The organism is Halopseudomonas sp., assembly GCF_047631575.1.
In the GTDB taxonomy this organism is placed as follows: Bacteria; Pseudomonadota; Gammaproteobacteria; order Pseudomonadales; family Pseudomonadaceae; genus Halopseudomonas.
Genome location: NZ_JBLIAB010000001.1, coordinates 404,537 through 423,091, shown reverse-complemented (window position 1 = coordinate 423,091; position 18,555 = coordinate 404,537). Strand labels below are relative to the sequence as shown.

Annotated in this window: 18 protein-coding genes; 13 read left to right on the top strand and 5 right to left on the bottom strand. The window is 54.7% G+C overall.

From position 1 onward, the window contains the following. Positions 1-137: 137 nt before the first annotated feature. Positions 138-1,355: a bifunctional glutamate N-acetyltransferase/amino-acid acetyltransferase ArgJ gene (gene argJ / locus ACJAXR_RS02005; protein ID WP_415056580.1), complete on the top strand. Its 1,218-nt coding sequence runs from the start codon at positions 138-140 to the stop codon at positions 1,353-1,355. 12 nt (positions 1,356-1,367) lie between these two features. Here argJ and ACJAXR_RS02000 read toward each other — a convergent pair whose 3' ends face one another. Beyond that, entirely contained in the window at positions 1,368-1,883 is a 516-nt protein-coding gene (locus ACJAXR_RS02000) for a GspH/FimT family pseudopilin (protein WP_415056579.1), read from the bottom strand. A gap of 165 nt (positions 1,884-2,048) precedes the next feature. Between ACJAXR_RS02000 and ACJAXR_RS01995 the strand changes: the two genes are divergently transcribed. Genes ACJAXR_RS01995 through ACJAXR_RS01970 form a run of 6 tightly spaced genes read left to right on the top strand, consistent with a single transcriptional unit; the run spans position 2,049 to position 8,601 of the window. Further along, positions 2,049-2,516 carry a GspH/FimT family pseudopilin gene (locus ACJAXR_RS01995; RefSeq protein WP_415056578.1) on the top strand — a complete coding sequence of 156 codons (468 nt, stop codon included), beginning with the start codon at positions 2,049-2,051 and terminating at the stop codon, positions 2,514-2,516. Beyond that, entirely contained in the window at positions 2,513-2,947 is a 435-nt protein-coding gene (pilV, locus tag ACJAXR_RS01990) for a type IV pilus modification protein PilV (RefSeq protein WP_415056577.1), read from the top strand. Before ACJAXR_RS01995 ends, pilV begins: the two co-directional genes overlap by 4 nt. A 17-nt stretch (positions 2,948-2,964) precedes the next feature. Continuing rightward, positions 2,965-3,969 (top strand): PilW family protein, encoded by a 1,005-nt coding sequence (locus ACJAXR_RS01985; RefSeq protein ID WP_415056576.1) that lies wholly within the window; start codon positions 2,965-2,967, stop codon positions 3,967-3,969. Positions 3,970-3,985: 16 nt separating this feature from the next. Then, positions 3,986-4,507, top strand: coding sequence for a PilX N-terminal domain-containing pilus assembly protein (locus ACJAXR_RS01980; protein ID WP_415056575.1), 522 nt, complete (start codon positions 3,986-3,988; stop codon positions 4,505-4,507). 12 nt (positions 4,508-4,519) lie between these two features. Next, positions 4,520-8,173 (top strand): pilus assembly protein, encoded by a 3,654-nt coding sequence (locus tag ACJAXR_RS01975; protein ID WP_415056574.1) that lies wholly within the window; start codon positions 4,520-4,522, stop codon positions 8,171-8,173. After that, positions 8,170-8,601 carry a type IV pilin protein gene (locus tag ACJAXR_RS01970; RefSeq protein ID WP_415056573.1) on the top strand — a complete coding sequence of 144 codons (432 nt, stop codon included), beginning with the start codon at positions 8,170-8,172 and terminating at the stop codon, positions 8,599-8,601. Before ACJAXR_RS01975 ends, ACJAXR_RS01970 begins: the two co-directional genes overlap by 4 nt. A gap of 10 nt (positions 8,602-8,611) precedes the next feature. On the opposite strand, the gene trmA is transcribed toward ACJAXR_RS01970, so the two are convergent. Next, the gene (gene trmA, locus ACJAXR_RS01965) at positions 8,612-9,700 is read right to left on the bottom strand and encodes a tRNA (uridine(54)-C5)-methyltransferase TrmA (protein WP_415056572.1); all 1,089 of its coding nucleotides are present in this window, start codon (positions 9,698-9,700) and stop codon (positions 8,612-8,614) included. Beyond that, positions 9,700-10,992 carry an NCS2 family permease gene (locus ACJAXR_RS01960; protein ID WP_415056571.1) on the bottom strand — a complete coding sequence of 431 codons (1,293 nt, stop codon included), beginning with the start codon at positions 10,990-10,992 and terminating at the stop codon, positions 9,700-9,702. Before ACJAXR_RS01960 ends, trmA begins: the two co-directional genes overlap by 1 nt. 117 nt (positions 10,993-11,109) lie before the next feature. On the opposite strand from ACJAXR_RS01960, the gene ACJAXR_RS01955 reads away from it, so the two are divergent. Continuing rightward, positions 11,110-11,724, top strand: coding sequence for an FKBP-type peptidyl-prolyl cis-trans isomerase (locus ACJAXR_RS01955; RefSeq protein WP_415056570.1), 615 nt, complete (start codon positions 11,110-11,112; stop codon positions 11,722-11,724). A gap of 110 nt (positions 11,725-11,834) precedes the next feature. On the opposite strand, the gene ACJAXR_RS01950 is transcribed toward ACJAXR_RS01955, so the two are convergent. After that, positions 11,835-12,803: a polyprenyl synthetase family protein gene (locus ACJAXR_RS01950; RefSeq protein ID WP_415056569.1), complete on the bottom strand. Its 969-nt coding sequence runs from the start codon at positions 12,801-12,803 to the stop codon at positions 11,835-11,837. A 295-nt stretch (positions 12,804-13,098) separates the two neighbouring features. Here ACJAXR_RS01950 and rplU point away from each other — a divergent pair, with 295 nt between their 5' ends. The 4 genes from rplU (at position 13,099) to proB (ending at position 16,304) form a co-directional block, all read left to right on the top strand. Then, positions 13,099-13,410 carry a 50S ribosomal protein L21 gene (gene rplU, locus ACJAXR_RS01945; RefSeq protein WP_415056568.1) on the top strand — a complete coding sequence of 104 codons (312 nt, stop codon included), beginning with the start codon at positions 13,099-13,101 and terminating at the stop codon, positions 13,408-13,410. A gap of 23 nt (positions 13,411-13,433) precedes the next feature. Then, a complete protein-coding gene (rpmA, locus tag ACJAXR_RS01940) occupies positions 13,434-13,691 on the top strand; it encodes a 50S ribosomal protein L27 (RefSeq protein WP_415056567.1) in 258 nt (85 codons plus the stop codon). Positions 13,692-13,782: 91 nt separating this feature from the next. After that, complete coding sequence (gene cgtA / locus ACJAXR_RS01935) at positions 13,783-14,988, top strand: Obg family GTPase CgtA (protein ID WP_415056566.1); 1,206 nt, start codon at positions 13,783-13,785, stop codon at positions 14,986-14,988. Positions 14,989-15,185: 197 nt separating this feature from the next. Further along, positions 15,186-16,304, top strand: coding sequence for a glutamate 5-kinase (gene proB / locus ACJAXR_RS01930; protein WP_415056565.1), 1,119 nt, complete (start codon positions 15,186-15,188; stop codon positions 16,302-16,304). Between the two features lie 161 nt (positions 16,305-16,465). On the opposite strand, the gene rpsT is transcribed toward proB, so the two are convergent. Further along, positions 16,466-16,738, bottom strand: coding sequence for a 30S ribosomal protein S20 (gene rpsT / locus ACJAXR_RS01925; RefSeq protein WP_415056564.1), 273 nt, complete (start codon positions 16,736-16,738; stop codon positions 16,466-16,468). Between the two features lie 242 nt (positions 16,739-16,980). Between rpsT and murJ the strand changes: the two genes are divergently transcribed. Continuing rightward, complete coding sequence (gene murJ / locus ACJAXR_RS01920; protein ID WP_415056563.1) at positions 16,981-18,552, top strand: murein biosynthesis integral membrane protein MurJ; 1,572 nt, start codon at positions 16,981-16,983, stop codon at positions 18,550-18,552. Positions 18,553-18,555 lie beyond the last annotated feature (3 nt).

The following is an 18,555-nucleotide window of genomic DNA, read 5'->3' as shown; positions in this document are numbered from 1 at the left end:
CTAATGGAAGGCCGAGTTCCAGCTCGGCCAACCTACTGTCGGCTAACTCCCAGGGTCGGGTTGAAACTCGACTCGCCCACTCCCGTCACGCATCTGCTGCTACAATATCTCCCTCACTTCAATCGGAGATTTGAATCATGCCCGTCGGACTCGGCCCCCTTCCTGTCTTGCACCCCGTTCCAGGTTTTCGTCTGGGAATTGCCTCGGCTGGTATCAAGCGAGCAGGCCGAAAGGACGTCGTGGTGATGGAGGTAGTTGAAGGCTCGTCAATCGCCGGTGTATTCACCCTCAATGCTTTCTGCGCTGCTCCGGTCACCCTGTGCCGCCAGCATCTGAATCAGTCCCCTCGTTATCTGCTGGTCAACACGGGCAACGCCAACGCGGGTACCGGTAATCCGGGTATGGAAGCGGCTCTTAAAACCTGTGCCGCCCTCGCGGAGTTGACCGCAGCAACCAGCCAGCAGGTTCTGCCATTCAGCACGGGCGTCATCGGTGAGCTACTCCCCGCGGATAAAGTGATCAGCGCTTTGCCCGGCGCACTGGGCAATCTCGACGAGAATCATTGGGCACAGGCCGCTGAAGGCATCATGACCACAGACACCTTGCCGAAGGGTGCCAGTCGTCAGATCACCTTGGCCGGCCAAAGTGTGACGGTCACAGGTATCTCCAAGGGCGCAGGTATGATCAAACCTGACATGGCTACCATGCTCGGTTACATTGCTACCGATGCGAAAGTCGCTCAGCCCGTCTTGCAAGCATTGCTGCGCGAAGCTGCTGACCTGTCTTTCAACCGCATCACGATCGACGGTGACACCTCCACCAATGACTGTTGCATGTTGATAGCCACCGGTAAGGCGCAGATGCCGGTCATTGCCGAAGCGAAAGGCGCCGACTACAAAATTCTTGCTGATAGCATCAAGTCGATCATGCTCGAACTTGCCCAGGCAATTGTCCGCGACGGCGAGGGCGCCACCAAATTCGTCACGGTTCAGGTCAATGGCGGTAATAATCGCGATGAGTGCCTAGACGTCGGCTACGCGATCGCCCACTCGCCCCTCATCAAGACCGCACTGTTCGCGTCTGACCCCAATTGGGGTCGTATACTGGCTGCAGTGGGGCGCGCAGGCGTACCGAATCTGGATGTCGAGCAGATCGATGTTTACCTCGATCATGTTTGTATTACTCACAACGGAGCTCGAGCTGCTGATTACACTGAAGCGCAGGGCGCCGCGATCATGGCTCAGGCAGAAATCATCATTCGCATCGAGCTGGGGCGCGGGCAGCATATGGAAACCCTTTGGACCACAGATCTGTCCCACGAGTATGTGCGCATAAATGCCGAATACCGGACCTGAAGCAGCGGGATTTTACGGGCAATACTTTCGGTCGATTACCGTGCGCTCGACTCGCCAACGGCCCACCTGATTTATAACCAGTTTTCTGCCCTCAGCACCCGTTTTTGAAGGGCAAAAACGAAAGGTACCAGCCTGAAAGCCGCCATTGAGCAGCACCGTCTGGCCGTGAGCGTTAAAGCGGACGTAATGTGCGACCGGCTTGTTCGCATGCATGCGCACGCGTGCATCCGGTAGCGCTTCACGGAGTACGGGCTCTCCGGCATCGACGGCCCCATCATTGTTTTTATCAACGAAGATGATCCAACCCTGATTCCAGTCGCCGCTAATCGGAGCGAGAGTGGTAGTCCGATTCATGCGGACTGCTTCCTGGCGGGTCATGCTCAGGCTTAAGCCAAGATTGTTGAGCCCGGTACTCATGCGTTGCTGATCAATCATGCTGCCGAAACCTGGGATAGCAATACTCATGATCAGTGCTAATACTGCCAGTGCAATCAACAGTTCGAGCAGAGTGAAGCCGCGGGAGCGCATGTGAAATCCTCCATGATGAGCGTGAAGGGGCTACTGCCTTGTATGCCCCGGTAGCTATCGAGTAGCGATAACCTGTCGTCATGCCGATATTACCGATTATCGTAATGAACGCGACCGCTTGCGCCCGGCTTTCTATAGTGTCATCACGTAATGGAGGGGGTTTTGATGAAAAGTGTGAAGGGTTTCACTCTTATTGAATTGATGGTGACTGTTGCAGTGCTAGCAATAGCGCTAGCGATCGCCGTGCCCAGTTTCGCCGAATTGATACGATCTAATCGTGCGGACTCCCAAAGAGAAGCTCTAGTTACCGCCCTGAGCCTAGCGAGATCCGAAGCAGTAAAGCGCGGAGCTACAGTTGTTGTCGAACCGCTCTCTGGTACGAGCTGGAATGGAGGTTGGCAGGTCGAGGTTGGTAGCGAAGTGCTTCGACGTTTTCCTGCGCTAGATGGCGCAACTTTGAGCGGTCCCGGTACGGGCGTACAGTTCAATTCGCGTGGCCAGTTGCAAGGAGTCGCTATGGGTAGCAAGGTCGATATGCAATATCGGGTGGGTGCTAATTATTGCAGATATGAGCGTGATATCAGCATAAACGCAATTGGGCGGGTGTCGGTAACCAAGAGAACCTGCTCATGAACTCTTTGCCTAAAAAGAATGCGAACCAAGCCGGCTTCAGCCTGCTCGAGGTGCTTGTAGCCGTTCTGGTTCTGTCAGTTGGCGTCTTAGGTATGGCCGGCTTGCAATTGAATTCAATGAAGTTCAACCAGACAGCCACGATTCGCTCCCAAGCCACTGTCTTGTCCTACGATATTGCAGATCGCATGCGAGCGAACAGAGCGGTCGCAAAGGCTGGCGGTTACAGCATTGCCATTACAGACGAGCCGTCGGGTACCTCTATTTCATCGATCGATCTGCAGCAATGGCGGACAGCATTAAGCCAGTATCTCCCGGAGGGAAAGGGTTCGGTCGCTGCTGCAGGGGATAACGTCTTGATCACGGTTACCTGGAGCGAAGGAAGACTTGGCGCGGCAGATGCCCAGAAGTTTGTTTTCGAGACACGGTTATGAGGGGAGACCAGACAAACATGTATGCCTATCAACAGCGCGGTTTGAGTCTCGTAGAACTGATGATTGCATTGGCTTTAGGGCTGATCATCAGCGCTGCGATCATACAGGTCTTTCTAAGCAGCAAAAATGTCTACCGCATGCAGGAGTCCATGGCCAGAATCCAGGAAAATGGCAGATTTGCCGTAGATTATCTGTCCAGAGACCTGCGCATGGCAGGATACATGGGCTGCGGCAATCTTGATCGCGTAGCTGTTAACGTTATCGCAGAGCCACCTGCGGATTTCATGAACTTTAATGCGGATACTTTCCTGGTCGGCTTGAACAATGTCACTGCAGGTAACGCATATGGCGCCAAGGCAGGTACTGACGTTATCTCCACGCGCAGAGCATCTGGTGAAAGCATTCGGCTCACAGGAAACCTTGCACCGATCAATGCAAACATCCAAATAGTTGATAATCGGTTTGGCTTTGCCCAGGACGATACCCTGATGATTTCTGATTGTGTCGCTGCTGATATATTCAACGTGGTGAACAAGCCCAAGCAGGATAATGGCAAAAAAGTAACCATAACCCACTCACAAGGATCCAACAGCAACAACAATCTGAGCAAGCTCTACGGCTCGGATGCCGAGGTGATGGCATTCAAGAGCATCACCTATTACGTCAAACCAAGCGCGAATAATGCTGCTGTTGATGCATTGTGGATGCAGATTCAGGGCGGCCCGGCATCCGTGGTTGATGTAGAGCTGGTTGATGGTGTCGAAGATTTGCAGTTGCAGTACGGCGTAGATACTTCAGGAAATCGGAACGTCAACGAATACCGAACAGCGGATGCCGTGACGGATTGGTCTCGGGTAGTCAGTGTACAGTTCAGCATGCTGTTGGCAGGGCCCGATAGCGTCATTGGTTCATCAGGTGATTTCTCGCAAGCACTGAAGTTCAACGGTGAGACGATTACCAGTGACGGCGTGATTAGGAATGTGTTCGAAAGCGTTGTCGCCGTGCGTAACAGGGCTCCATGAAATGAAGAGGAACACTATGAAAAACCAAGCTATCGGGAGCGAGCGTGGAGCTGTACTCCTGATTAGTCTCGTGTTTCTGTTGCTGTTGACGGTCATCGGCTTGAGCGCGATTCAGGGAGCCACCCTGCAAGAGCGTATGGCAGGTAATGCCCGTGACATTAATGTCGCGTTCCAGTCTGCCGAAACAGCTTTGAGAGCCGCCGAGGCAGTCTTGCAGCAGGCAAGTCTTCCCGAGTTCCAGGGCAGCAACGGGCTTTATCTGGTATGTGCCAATACGGAGAGTACCGCCACAGCCTGCACTGTCCCGGATTGGGCAAGCGCCCAGTCCAATACCTGGGTCGGTGTGACGGGCGTCGACGAAGTGGCTCGCCAGCCCCAGTACTACATACAAAAATATATATCCGTCTACGATATTGGCGCTGATCTGGCGTCAGATGAAGTACCGCCCATCGTTGATGTTTACAAAATTGTAGCGCGTGGCTTTGGCGTGAGTGATATATCACTGGCAGCTATAGAAACTACTTACCGTCGGGACTGACTGGAGCAAGTGATGACCTGTCTCAATAGGTTTACAAGCAGCAAGACGATCCTCGGTGCGGTTCTTGGTCTGATGATGGGTTTCTCTTCGCTTAGTCACGCCGATGTGGCTATCTCGGATGTGCCATTGTTTCTGACTACGCAAGTGTCGCCGAATATTCTACTGGCGCTGGATGACTCCGGGAGTATGGATGGTGAGCTCCTGTTGCCCGGAAACGATGGCGCAGCCTGGTGGAATGATACTAACGAGTCATTTACTGGTTCGGGCGCCAATGCGGATGTAACTTCAGATGTTGCGGCTAGCACGTCGACGTTGAATTTCAACGTCGACGGAGCCGCTAACAGCACGTGGAAGAAGTTTGTCTACCTTTTCCCCAATGGGCAAAACGGCAGCTACGATGGCCGGCGCCGATATGACGACTCGACTAACGATCACTTTGCGATTCCGCCTATTACTCGATTGGCATGGGCCCGTTCGTCCGAATTCAACAATGCCTATTTCGATCCATCGGTTGTCTACTCACCATGGCCTTCCACCAATACCAAGACTTATACCAATTCTAACCCTGTGGCGGCCTCACCAGATCCCCAGTCATCAGCTGCGGCGTTCAACCTGACTGCTAACGTGGAATCCAATCTTGAAAACTGGAGATTTCGTTTTTTCAGTGGAATGGTTATCGAGACAGGAGCACGAGTGAATAATGGTACTAATTGGGTGGATGTCATTACTCCAATAACCGTCTCCCCAACCACTTCTGTGAAAGCTAATCAGAGTCATGGAGTGCGTTATTTTCCAGCGACTTTTTACTCGAGAAGTTCTAGTGCGATAGCGGGTTATGTTGCAAACCTGACTCCCGTGGGTTTCAGTCCCGGCGCCGTTACTGCCAACCTGTATCGATATGAAATAAAGCCGGTTAATTTTTCCAGTTCCGACGCCTACGCTGCAGCAATGCAGAATTTCGCCAACTGGTTTACCTATTACAGAAAGCGTCACCTTGCGACTCGTGGCGGCGTTGTTGAGTCATTCGAGGATGCAGCAAACGCTCGCGTCGGCTGGTTCAGAATCAATAACGGCACGCCTAGCGTCACCATGCGAAGCCTCGCCTCCGGTGCTGAAAAGTCAACACTCTTCAATTCCGTTTATGATTATGTGATGAATCAGGGCTTGGGCGGCACACCCAACCGCCGGGCAATAAATGAGGCGGGCAAGCTGTTCCGCAATGACACGAATATCATCCAGTACGCGTGTCAGTCCAATACCACCGTCCTGTTTACGGATGGATATTCGAATGCCGACTTCCCAGACAACACCAACTACGATGCTGCCAAAGGCGCGCCTTACGCTGATACAGCAAGCGGGACCATTGCCGACCTGGCGATGAAATACTACGACAGTTCATTTGTGCCGCTGCGGACCGGCACCGCCTTTCCCCCGGGGAGGGTGCCTGTTCCGACAGAGTGCAGCCTAACCAATCGTGATCCGTCTTTGGACTGCAACCGCGATCTGCACATGAATACTTATGCAGTAACTCTGGGTACCAAGGGCATCCTTTTTGACCCCGACAGCCTGAGCCCGGTAGATCCTTATCAGAACCCTCCCAGCTGGTGGTCCAGTTTTACTAACCGCAATCCCAAAGCTGTCGACGATTTGTGGCACGCAACCATTAACGGGCGCGGAGCATTGCTGAATGCTAATACGCCAGCACAAGTCAGCTCCGAAATGAAGAAGATCTTAAACACTATTCTGGCGCGAGTAGGTTCGGCGTCTAGTGTCGCAGCCAACTCAACCAGGCTGGATACTGATACTCGGATTTTCCAGGCAAAGTTCGACAGTACCGATTGGTCGGGTGAGGTCTTGGCGTACTCGGTTGGCGCAGCTGGTGATATTAAGGATCAAATCTGGTCAACCGACGACACACTCAAGCATGACTCGCCAAGGACGTTGTTGAGTTGGAACGGAACTACCGGAATCAACTTTACCACCACATTGAGTAATTATTCTGCTGCGCAATTGACAGCTCTTGGCACCAATACCGCTGAGCGAGCTGCGCGAATCGCATGGGTCCGCGGGGCGCAGTCACAGGAGTTGAGGAATGGAGGAAGCTATCGTAATCGAGTGAAAGTGCTCGGTGACGTAATCAATTCCGATCCGACGTTTGTGGGCAAAGACAACTTCCGCTACGACCTGTTACCTGAGGGCCTGGATGGCAGCTATGAAACCTACGTTGAAGGAAAGGACTCGCGGCCGCCATTGCTCCTTTTCGGCGCCAACGATGGCATGTTGCATGGTTTGAATGCGGTGAACGGAACTGAGCTCTTTGGTTACGTTCCAGGTTCCATCTATCCCAAACTGACCAAGCTGACAGACCCATTGTATTCCCATAATTTCCTTGTTGATGCTACGCCCCGGGTGGGCGATGCTTTCCTCAATGGTGCTTGGAAGACCATAGCGGTTGGCGGCACGGGCCTAGGCGGCAGATCAGTTTTTGCGCTAGATGTCACGAATCCGAATTCTGTTGATATGACCAGTTCTAAGGTCCTGTGGGAGATTAGCGGTCAGTTGCAGCAAGGCAACGTCACACATGGCATTGGTGAGGGAATCAGTCAGCCAACTGTCATCAGGCTTGCCGATGGTAACTGGGGAGCGGTTTTCGGCAATGGCTACAACAGCGGTGGTAACGTCAAGCTGGTGATCGTGCGACTGGACACGGGCGCGGTAATTCGAGTGATTGATACGGGAGTCACCAGCCTTGATCAAAATAACGGCCTGGGGCCGAACGGTCTGGGACCGGTAGCGCCGGTAGACATCCAAGGCGATCGAATCACCGATTTCGTTTATGCCGGTGATCTGCAGGGAAATCTTTGGAAATTTGATCTCACGTCCACTAATTCCGGACAATGGGCTGTAGCATTCAAGCAGGGAAATGTCTCCAAACCTTTGATCACTGTCGCAGATGGCACGAAAAGGCAACCGATTACCAGCAGGCCGGTTGTGGGCAGGCATCCGGATGGGGGTTACATGGTGTACTTCGGTACGGGTAGCTACTTTAAAGAGGGTGACAACGTGGTTGGACCTACACCTCCTCTTCAGAGGTTCTACGGTGTTCGAGATAACGGATCTGTGGTTGCCACGACGTCGCTGCAGCGCCAGACCATTGTTTATCAGGACAATGTGCCGGGCTTTGGACAGGCCAGGATTTATTCGGATACGTTGGTTAACTACCCGACAAAGGCAGGCTGGTATCTGGATCTCAAGTATCCTGCAAACGGCTCAGCTAATGGGGAGCGCGTAGTCAGTACGCCTCTTCTGCGTTTTGGCCGGATTATCTTCACCAGTATTATTCCTTCCCAGGATCCCTGCGATTTTGGTGGTACGAGCTGGATCAATGAACTTGACGCGATTAGCGGAGCGCGGCTCACCTATTCAGTATTCGATGTAAATGGTGATGGTTTGATTGATGATGGCGATTTTGTTCAGCTCGCAGATGGTACAAAAGTATCGGTAGGCGGCAAGGGGTTCAACGAGATTATCAAGACGCCGGGTATCGTTGGTGCAGGCGAACGCGAGTACAAATATACCTCAGGGTCCAGCGGTACTCTGGGGGTCACAGCAGAGGCTGGTGATCCTGCCCCTGTTGGCCGTCAATCCTGGAGGCAGCTGCAATGAAGTTGGTCTGGCGCGGGACAGCAATTAAGGGGTTTACCCTGATTGAGTTAATGATAGTTGTAGCCATCATCGGTATTTTGGCGGCCATAGCTTACCCGTCGTATCAGGAGTATGTCCGGAAAAGTAACCGTGCAGAGGCATCAGTGGCGCTAATGGAGTCGGCCCAAGCGCTTGAGCGTTATTATTCTATACAAGGCAGTTATACCAAATCCGGAAGTACGACTGAAATCGCCGAAGTTTACAAGACGAGGGTCCCGGAGTCAGGAGCTGCCACTTATTCGGTCGCTGCTTCTGGTGGCAGGAATAACTTTACTTTGACCGCGACTGGTACCGGAATGATGTCCAGTGACGCCTGCGGCAACATGACGCTGTCACACGCCGGAGAAAAAGGAGTCAGCGGCAGCAAAGCCGTCGATGACTGTTGGTAAAGCCGGTAGCTCAAGGCCGCCGCTCTAACAACACCCCGCTCTCCATATGATGGGTATAAGGAAATTGATCAAACAACGCGCACCGGCTCACCCGGTGCGTGCTGGAGAGGTCCCGCAGGTTTGCAGCCAGCGTCTCGGGATTGCAAGAGATATATAGGATCCGCTGATAACCTCTGACCAGCTCCAGGGTCGCCGGATCAAGGCCGGCCCGTGGCGGATCGACAAAGACAGTGCCGAAGTCGAAGCTCTGTAGGTCTATGCCTTGCAGGCGCCGGAATTCGCGTACGCCGGTAAGTGCCTGGGTCACTTCTTCGCTGGCCAGTCGCACTAAAGTAACGTTTTCGACGTTGTTCATTTCCATATTGGTGATAGCCGAATAGACCGAGCTTTTCGACAGCTCAGTTGCCATTATCTTGCGAAAGCATGTCGAGAGCGGCAAGGTAAAGTTACCGTTGCCGCAGTAGAGCTCCAGCAGGTCGTCTTCGTTGGATCCGGCCGCGTCCTGCGCCCAGCCCAGCATATGCTGGTTAACGTGCCCATTGGGCTGCGTGAAGCCGCCCTCTACCTGCTGATAGCGCCAGGTACGACCGTTTACGCTTAATTCCTCGATCACATGATCGCGCTCCAGCACCCGTTTACGCCCGCGGCTGCGCCCGATCACCATAATACCCAGTTGCTCTGCCAGACTCTGTGCGGCGCCGTCCCAGGTGTCGTCGATCGGGCGGTGGTAGCACAGACTGACCAGCGCTTCGCCGGAGAGGGTGGTTAGAAACTCGACCTGAAACAGTTTGCGCCCCAGCAGGGGGTCTGCTCGGCAGGCTTCCAGCAGAGGCCCCATCAGCTCGTTGATGCGGCGGCTGGCTATCGGTAGCTGGTCGATCAGGATTGACTTGTGCTTGTTACCCTTTTCGAACATCGCGTAATACGGTTGGCCATCCTGATGCCAGAGACGAAACTCGGCCCGTAAACGAAAATGCTCGAGCGGTGAGGCGAACACCGTCGGTTCGGGAGCGTTGAATGGCTGTAGTAACTCGACCAGACGCACGCGTTTGGCTTCTAGTTGTTGCTTATACTCTGCAGGGTCGAATGACAGACTCATTAGTTAAATAACGCCAGTTTGATAATAAAAAGAGCGGCCAGCACATACAGGCTGGGATTCAGGTCGTGCCAACGTCCGGCAAGCAGCTTGATTGCCGTCCAGCTTATAAATCCCAGGGCAATACCGTTGGCGATGGAAAAGGTCAGCGGCATGGTAATTGTGGTTATAAGCACGGGGGCGGCAACAGTCAGATCGTCCCAGTCAACCTGAGCCAGGCCGCCTGTCATCAGCACAGCGACGAACAGCAAGGCGGGTGCGGTGGCGAAGCCAGGTACCGCGCCTGCTAGCGGAGAGAAGAACAAACTGATCAGGAACAACAAAGCGACGACGCAGGCTGTCAGGCCGGTGCGGCCGCCCGCTGCGGTGCCTGCTGCTGATTCAATGTAACTGGTGGTTGTAGATGTGCCTAGGGCGGCGCCAGCCATGGTGGCGGTGCTGTCAGCCATCAGTGCACGACCCAGGCGGGGTAGTTTACCGTCTTCATCGACCAGGTTGGCCCTGTGGGCAACGCCGATAAGGGTGCCGGAAGTATCAAAAAGATCGACAAACAGAAACGCAAAAATGACGCTTAGCATGCCGATTTCTATCGCTCCGCGGATATCCAGTTGCAAGTATGTCGGCGCGAGGCTGGGCGGTGCAGATACTATGCCACTGGCCTGACTGAGGCCGGTGATCAGGCTGATGCCGGTAATCAACAATATGCCAATCATTACCGCGCCAGTGACCTGTCGGTAGGCCAGGGCGACGATGACAGCAAAGCCTAGGCCTGCGAGCAAGGGGGCGGGTTGGGTCAGATCACCCAAGGCGACGAGTGTGGCGGGGTGATCGACGACAAAACCAGCATTCTTCAAGGCGATCAGAGCCAGAAATAGACCAATGCCTGCGGCAATGGCCGAGCGCAGTGCCATTGGAATGCTATTGATGATCCATTCGCGAATCTTGAAGATGCTTAGCAGGAAAAACAGGAAGCCTGAGATGAAAACTGCGCCCAGGGCTACTTCCCAGCTATAGCCCATTGAGCCGACAACCGTATAACTGAAAAAGGCGTTCAGGCCCATGCCGGGGGCGAGCGCAATCGGATAATTGGCCCATAAACCCATGATCAGCGAGCCTATGGCTGCGGCCAGGCAGGTTGCGACGAAGGCGGCGCCCGGATCAATACCTGCGTCCGCCATCATCATTGGATTGACGAAAATGATGTAGGCCATGGTCAGGAAGGTGGTCAGACCGGCAATGACTTCAGTGCGCACGCTGGTGCCGTGGGCTTGCAGTTGGAATAATTTTTCCAGCATGGCGGTGTCTCGTTTGGATATGGCAGAAAGCCCGGCATTGTAACGGACCGGCGTCGTTTAATGAATTTCTGCCTGCTTTATGTCAGGATTTACCGCTATTTCTCAGGGAGTACCGGTATGAGCGACACTTTCAATACAGACGAAAAGCGCGTCAGCTACGGCATCGGCCGTCAGATGGGCGACCAGTTACTGGCTAGTAATATCCCCGAATTAAGCATTGATCTGGTGGTTTCTGGTTTGCGTGATGCCTTTACTCAAACGGCCAGTCAAGTCGATGAGGCTGCTTTGCAACAGGCTTTTCAAGGTCTTCAGGCGAAGATGCAAGCCGTCGCAGAGGAAGCCGCTAAAGCGGCGGGGCAAGCCGGAATGGATTTCCTTGTGCAGAACGCGGAGCGCCCGGGTGTAATAACCCTTGCCTCTGGTCTGCAGTATGAAGTCGTTAGTCAAGGCGAAGGCGCGACGCCGGATGCCGGATCAACTGTGCGTACCCATTATGAAGGCACCTTGATTGGTGGTGAGGTATTCGACAGCTCCTACCAGCGTGGTGAGCCTGCTGAATTCCCGGTAGGAGGTGTGATTGCCGGCTGGACCGAAGCCCTGCAGCTGATGCGTGAAGGCGATAAGTGGCGCCTTTTCATACCGCCTGAGCTGGCCTACGGTGGCCGTGCAGCTGGAAGCATCCCGCCGCATAGCACGCTGATATTTGATATCGAATTGTTGAACGTGCTCTAGCAAACCCTTCGCGACCCGGCGGTCGCTCCTTCCGGATAAGGTGGGGCTACTGTCGGATATGTGCACCGCGGTTAAGGTAGGAGCGGCGGCCCCGGCTCGAAGATTACACCTCAGAAGCTGCGATCAATCGCAAATTCGGCTAACTGCTCCAGCGAGTCACGGTATACCGATGGCGGCAATACCTGCAGCAGCCTCAGTGCTTCGTCGATATGGCTGCGCGCAAGCGCTGAGGTATAAACAAGTGCTCCGCAATCGCGCACTGCCTCTTGGATAGCAGTGATATCTTCGATGCCGCCTTTTTGAATGGCCTTGCGCACCAGGGTTGCCTGCTCGGCAGTTCCTTCGCGCATGGCATAAATAAGTGGCAAAGTAGGTTTGCCCTCGGCCAGGTCATCCCCGACGTTCTTGCCCATTGCGTCGGCTTCGCCGGTGTAATCCAATACATCGTCGACCAACTGAAACGCGATACCCAGTGCATTGCCATACTGGCGCAGTGCTTCGATTTGGGCGTTATCCGCGCCTGCTAAAAGTCCAGCACTGTGAGTTGAAGCTTCGAATAGCATGGCAGTCTTGCTGCGGATCACTTCCATATAAGTCGCTTCGTCGGTTGCGGCGTCACGTACCTTGGTTAATTGCAATACTTCGCCTTCAGCAATCACATTGGTGGCATTGGCTAGCACCTGCATGATGCGCATATCGCCCAGTTCGACCATCATTTCAAAGGCGCGTGAATACAAAAAATCACCTACCAGTACGCTGGGCGCATTACCCCACTTGGCATTAGCGGTAGATCGACCGCGGCGTTGGTCTGATGTGTCGACAACATCGTCGTGCAGCAGAGTGGCAGTGTGTAAAAACTCGATGATCGCAGCCAGGCTGTAGTGCCGTGGATCGGTCATGCCGCAGGCGCGAGCACTCAGCAAGACTACCAAGGGTCGCAGTCGCTTCCCTCCGGCGCTGATAATATAACTGCCGATTTTTTCCACCAGAGGAACGCGCGAATGCAGCTGGCGTATGATCAGCTGATTTACGGCGTCGAAATCATCGGCTACTGCGTCATAAAAAGGCAGGGTAGACATTGACTGCAGATTCCTCAAAGGTTGCGCGGCATGCTAGGCGGCGGGCAGTTCGGTGTCAAGAAAGGCGCAGCCTGGGCCTGGGTTGCAGTTGAGCAAATACTGTAAACTCTGCGCATGGAAGGCTTGCGCTAGGTCCGAGCATTGAGTAGAATTTCCGCCCCTGAAAACCAGATTTACAGCATCCCTGTTTTGACAATGGCAAGGTAGGGCCCGATAGGCGGGTTCACTTGCAGCCATGCCGGCCACTAACGATTATACCTAAGCGCCGGGTGAGCAGGATTACGGAGAAAGCATCATGTACGCAGTGATTGTAACCGGTGGTAAGCAGTACAAGGTCACCGAAGGTGAATACCTGAGAGTAGAGAAGCTGGACCTGGAAACCGGTGCCAGTATCGATTTTGACCGCGTACTGATGATCGGTAACGGTGATGACATCAGCATCGGTGCGCCGATTGTTGAAGGCGCCAAGGTGACTGCTGAAATCAGCGCCCATGGTCGCGGCGATAAGATTCGCATCATTAAGTTCCGTCGTCGTAAGCATCACATGAAGCGTCAGGGCCACCGTCAGTGGTACACCGAAATCAAGATTACCGGCATCTCTGCCTAAGCCCATTGAGGAGATAAACACCCATGGCACACAAAAAAGCAGGCGGTTCCACACGTAACGGCCGCGATTCCGAATCCAAACGCCTTGGCGTCAAAATGTATGGCGGCCAGGCAATCATCCCCGGCAACATCATTGTTCGTCAGCGTGGCACTGAATTCCATCCCGGCAAGAATGTTGGCATGGGCAAGGATCACACACTGTTCGCCAAAGCGGCCGGCGTGATCAAGTTCGAAGTGAAGGGCAAGTTCGGTCGCCGCTACGTGAACGTCGTAGAAGCCTGAAACTTCCCCTAGTTCGAAAAAGCCCTGTCTGACGACGGGGCTTTTTTGTTTGTAGTAACCTTTAATCCATCCCATAGCGGGAGGGAGCAAGATGAAATTTGTTGATGAAGTGTCCATCACGGTCAAAGCCGGCGATGGGGGCAATGGTTGCATGAGTTTTCGCCGTGAGAAGTTCATCCCCAAAGGCGGGCCGGACGGTGGTGATGGCGGTGATGGCGGTTCCATCTATCTGGAAGCGGCGGAAAACTGCAACACGCTCGTGGACTATCGTTACAAGCGGCGCTTCAACGCCCAGCGTGGCGAGAATGGGCGCGGCAAGGATTGCTCCGGCGCCAAGGGCGAGGATATGGTTCTGCTGGTGCCGATCGGTACCACGGTGATTGATGCCGGTACGCAGGAAATCATTGGTGATCTGACCGAGGCGGGCCAGCGTTTGTTGGTGTCTCAGGGCGGTTTCCACGGCCTGGGCAATACCCGGTACAAGTCCAGTGTGAACCGTGCTCCGCGGCAAACCTCCCAAGGTAGCCTGGGTGATCAGCGTGATCTGAAGCTGGAATTGAAAGTGCTGGCTGACGTTGGCCTGCTTGGTTTGCCGAATGCGGGCAAGAGCACCTTTATTCGTGCGGTATCCGCTGCCAAGCCGAAGGTTGCGGACTACCCGTTCACCACCATGGTGCCCAACCTGGGTGTGGTGGATGTGGGTCAGTTGCGCAGCTTCGTCATTGCGGACATCCCCGGAGTGATTGCCGGCGCAGCCGAAGGGGCGGGTCTTGGAACGCGTTTTCTCAAGCATCTGTCGCGCACGCACTTGCTGCTGCATATGGTCGACATGGTACCGCCCGATGATAGCGATCCGGCCGAAGCGATCGAGACGATCATCCATGAGCTGGGTAAATTCAGCCCGGCACTGACTATGCGTGAGCGCTGGCTGGTGCTGAATAAGTGCGATCAGCTGATGGAAGACGAGCAGCAAGCGTTGTTGGATGACGTGGTTGAGCGGTTGGAGTGGGACGGTCCGGTATACGTTGTGTCTGCTTCCGAACGTCAGGGTACTGACGAGTTGGCCAAGGACGTAATGAATTGGCTGGATGAGCGTACCCAGCGGATGCAGGATGACGAAGAATACGCTGCTCAAGTACGTCAGCTGGATCAGCAGATCGAAGACGAAGCTCGCGCCCATATTCAGACGTTGGACGACCGCAAGGCGCTGCGTAAGCAGGGTTTGCTGAATGACGCTGATGATGAGGATGACGACGAAGATGACGAAGACGGTCCAGAGATCATCTACGTGCATTGATTTTTTCGTTTGCTATCGATTCGCGCCGAGGCCGGCGCTCCAGCCAGATTACAACGGTAGGAGCGCCGGCCTCGCCGCGAAAGGTCAAGCAAAACCCTTCGCGGCCAGGCGGCCGCTCCTACCGAGGCTGGTACAAGCCTCGTCGCGAATGGGTTAGAATGCGCTGATTCAACTGACCCTTTGCTTCTGGATCGAATATGCGTGACAAGGTGACCAATGCCCGCCGCTGGGTAGTCAAAATCGGTAGCGCCCTGCTGACCGGAGACGGTCGGGGTCTGGACAAGGAGGCGATGGCCGTCTGGGTTGAACAGCTGGTCGAGCTGCGCAAAAGCGGAGCCGAGTTGGTTGTTGTCTCGTCTGGGGCTGTTGCCGCGGGCATGAGTCGTCTGGGCTGGACTGAACGACCCAAAACGATCCACCAGATGCAGGCGGCCGCGGCTATTGGTCAGATGGGGCTGGTGCAGGCATGGGAATCGAGCTTTCAGGCCCATGGCCTGTCGACCGCGCAGGTACTGCTAACCCATGATGATCTCTCCGATCGCAAGCGTTACCTGAATGCGCGCAGTACGCTCAGGGCTTTGCTGGATCTGGGCGTTATTCCTGTAGTGAACGAAAACGACACTGTGGTAACCGACGAAATCCGTTTTGGCGATAACGACACCCTGGGTGCGCTGGTCACCAATCTGGTTGAGGCGGATTTATTGGTTATTCTGACTGACCGCGATGGCCTTTTCACCGCCGACCCGAGAAGCAACCCGCAGGCGGAACTGATCCGTGAGGCAATGGCCGATGATCCTTCACTGGATGCGATGGCCGGCGGTAGCGCCGGTGCACTGGGTCGCGGCGGGATGCTTACGAAGCTGCGTGCAGCGCGCCTGGCTGCACGTTCGGGTGCGGGTACCGTCATAGTCGGCGGTAGGATCGATCGTGTTGTGGAGCGCTTGCAGGCGGGGGAGGAGTTGGGCACGCTGTTGTTGCCAGAGAAGGGCATGCTGGCTGCGCGCAAGCAGTGGCTTGCAGGCCATCTGCAGACCCGCGGCAAGCTGGTGATCGATGACGGCGCAGTCAAAGCGCTGGCTTCTGGCAGCAAGAGTTTGCTGCCTGTGGGTGTGGTGGCAGTAGAAGGCGCCTTTCGTCGTGGAGAAATGGTGGTGTGTGTCGGTCCTGATGGCAAGGAAGTAGCACGAGGGCTGGTCAATTACAGCGCCCTGGATGCCGGTCGTATTCTGGGTCAGTCAACCGAGGCCGTGGCACGGATTCTCGGTTATGTCGACGAGCCTGAGATGGTCCATCGCGATAATCTGGTATTGGTCTGATTGCGCAGATAGTGCGGCCGAGCTCCCAGATATCGTCATTCCCGCGAAGGCGGGAATCCATTTTGACGTTGTAACGTACTCACTCGCTGTTCACAAATCCCAAATCCCAGACACAAAAAAACCGGCTAAAAGCCGGTTTTTTCTTCCGCAAGGAACGCAGATCAGGCGGCGGTAGCCAATGCCTTGATGTGTGCGTTCAGACGGCTCTTGTGTCGAGCGGCCCGATTCTTGGGGATAATGCCCTTATCAGCCATGCGGTCGATGACCGGCACTGCTGCAGTATAGGCGGTTTTTGCTTTTTCCAGGTCTTTGGCCTGGATAGCCTTGATTACGTTCTTGATATAGGTACGAACCATGGAGCGCAGGCTTGCGTTGTGATCGCGGCGCTTCTCGGCCTGCTTGGCGCGTTTCTTGGCTTGAGGTGAGTTTGCCACCGTCGTGCTCCTCAGAAAATCGTGATGAATAAGGGTACAAATAAGGCCGCGTACTATGCCGCCAGGCTGTACCAATGTCAAGGGGTGTAGACCGGCTGCAGACAAGAAGTTTCAGCTGACTTGCCGTTGGGCGACAGCTTGAGGCTTTTAACGGCTGGCCACAAGCTTTTGCTCAGGTTCAGTTCTCGCCACAGGACCAGTGGGGAGGCTATCATCGCGCTTTTAGCTGGTGACTCGATTGCATGCCTGACCAAAATCCCCCCGCTGCTCCCGAGCCCAAGGCGCCCACACTACTGCGCTCGGGCATGGTCGTTAGCATCATGACGCTGCTTTCGCGTGTGCTCGGCATGGCGCGGGATGTGGTGGTGGCGGCCTACTTTGGATCGCAGTCGGAAGCAGATGCCTTTTTCATTGCATTCAAAATACCCAATTTCTTACGCCGCTTGTTTGCCGAGGGCGCTTTTGCCCAGGCTTTCGTGCCGGTGCTATCCGAGTACCGCGCCAAGCGCAGTCTGGCCGACGTCAAACAACTGGTCGACCGGGCTACGGGCACCCTGGGAATTACACTGGTAGCTATAACGGCGTTGGGCGTAGCGGGCGCACCGGTGTTGATCACGATCTTTGCACCAGGCTTTCATGGGGAAACAGAGAAGCTGGCGCTGGCTACCGACATGCTACGCATTACCTTCCCCTATATACTGTTTATTTCCCTCACTGCGCTGTGTGGTTCGATTCTCAATAGTTACGGGCGCTTCGCAGTGCCTGCATTTACACCAGTATTGCTCAATCTATGCATGATTGGCGCGACGGTATTGATGACACCCTATTTCGACCAGCCAATCATGGCGCTGGCATGGGGCGTATTCATTGCCGGCATACTCCAGCTTCTTTTTCAGTTGCCTTTCCTTGCCCAGATCAAGTTACTGCCCAGGCCAAGACCTGATCGCAAGCACGAAGGGGTTAAGCGCATCATGACCTTGATGCTGCCTGCGCTGTTTGGTGTGTCGGTCAGTCAGATCAATCTGTTGCTTGATACGGTGCTGGCATCCTTTCTGGAGACGGGCAGTATCTCCTGGCTTTATTACGCTGACCGTTTATCCGAATTGCCCCTCGGTGCCTTTGGTATCGCCATTGGCACAGTCATATTGCCAGCGTTGTCCCGACAGCACGCCAGCGAAGACCCTGGCGCGTTCTCAGCGACGCTCGACTGGGCCATACGCATGGTGCTGCTTGTCGGTGTCCCCGCGGCGCTGGCATTACTGCTGTTGTCCGAGCCCTTGATCGCTACGTTGTTTCACTATGGTGCGATGACTGAGCGCGACACCCTGCAGGCTGCAGCGGCGCTCCAGGCTTACTCCATTGGTGTGATGACCTTCATGTTGATCAAGGTGCTTGCCCCGGGATATTTTGCCCGACAGGACATCAAGACGCCGGTGAAGATCGCCATCATCTGCATGGTCGTCAATATGGTGTTCAACCTGATTCTGATTTGGCCGCTCGCTCATGTGGGTCTGGCGTTGGCCACCTCTATCTCGGCGGTGCTCAACGCCAGCTTGCTCTGGTGGGGTTTGCGCAAAGCCGGAATTTATCAGGCCCAGCCCGGATGGCCGGTCTTTATGTTGCGACTCGTCGCGGCCTGCGCCGCGATGGCATTGATAATAGTCTGGATGGTGCCAGGCACAGAGCAGTGGTTTATCTGGGGCTGGCAACGCAAGGTGCTGGAAATGACGCTGCTGGTGTCTGCCGGTATTGGTATTTTTGCGCTGACCCTCTTTGTAACCGGCATGCGCATGCGGCACCTGCGGCAGGGTTAGTGA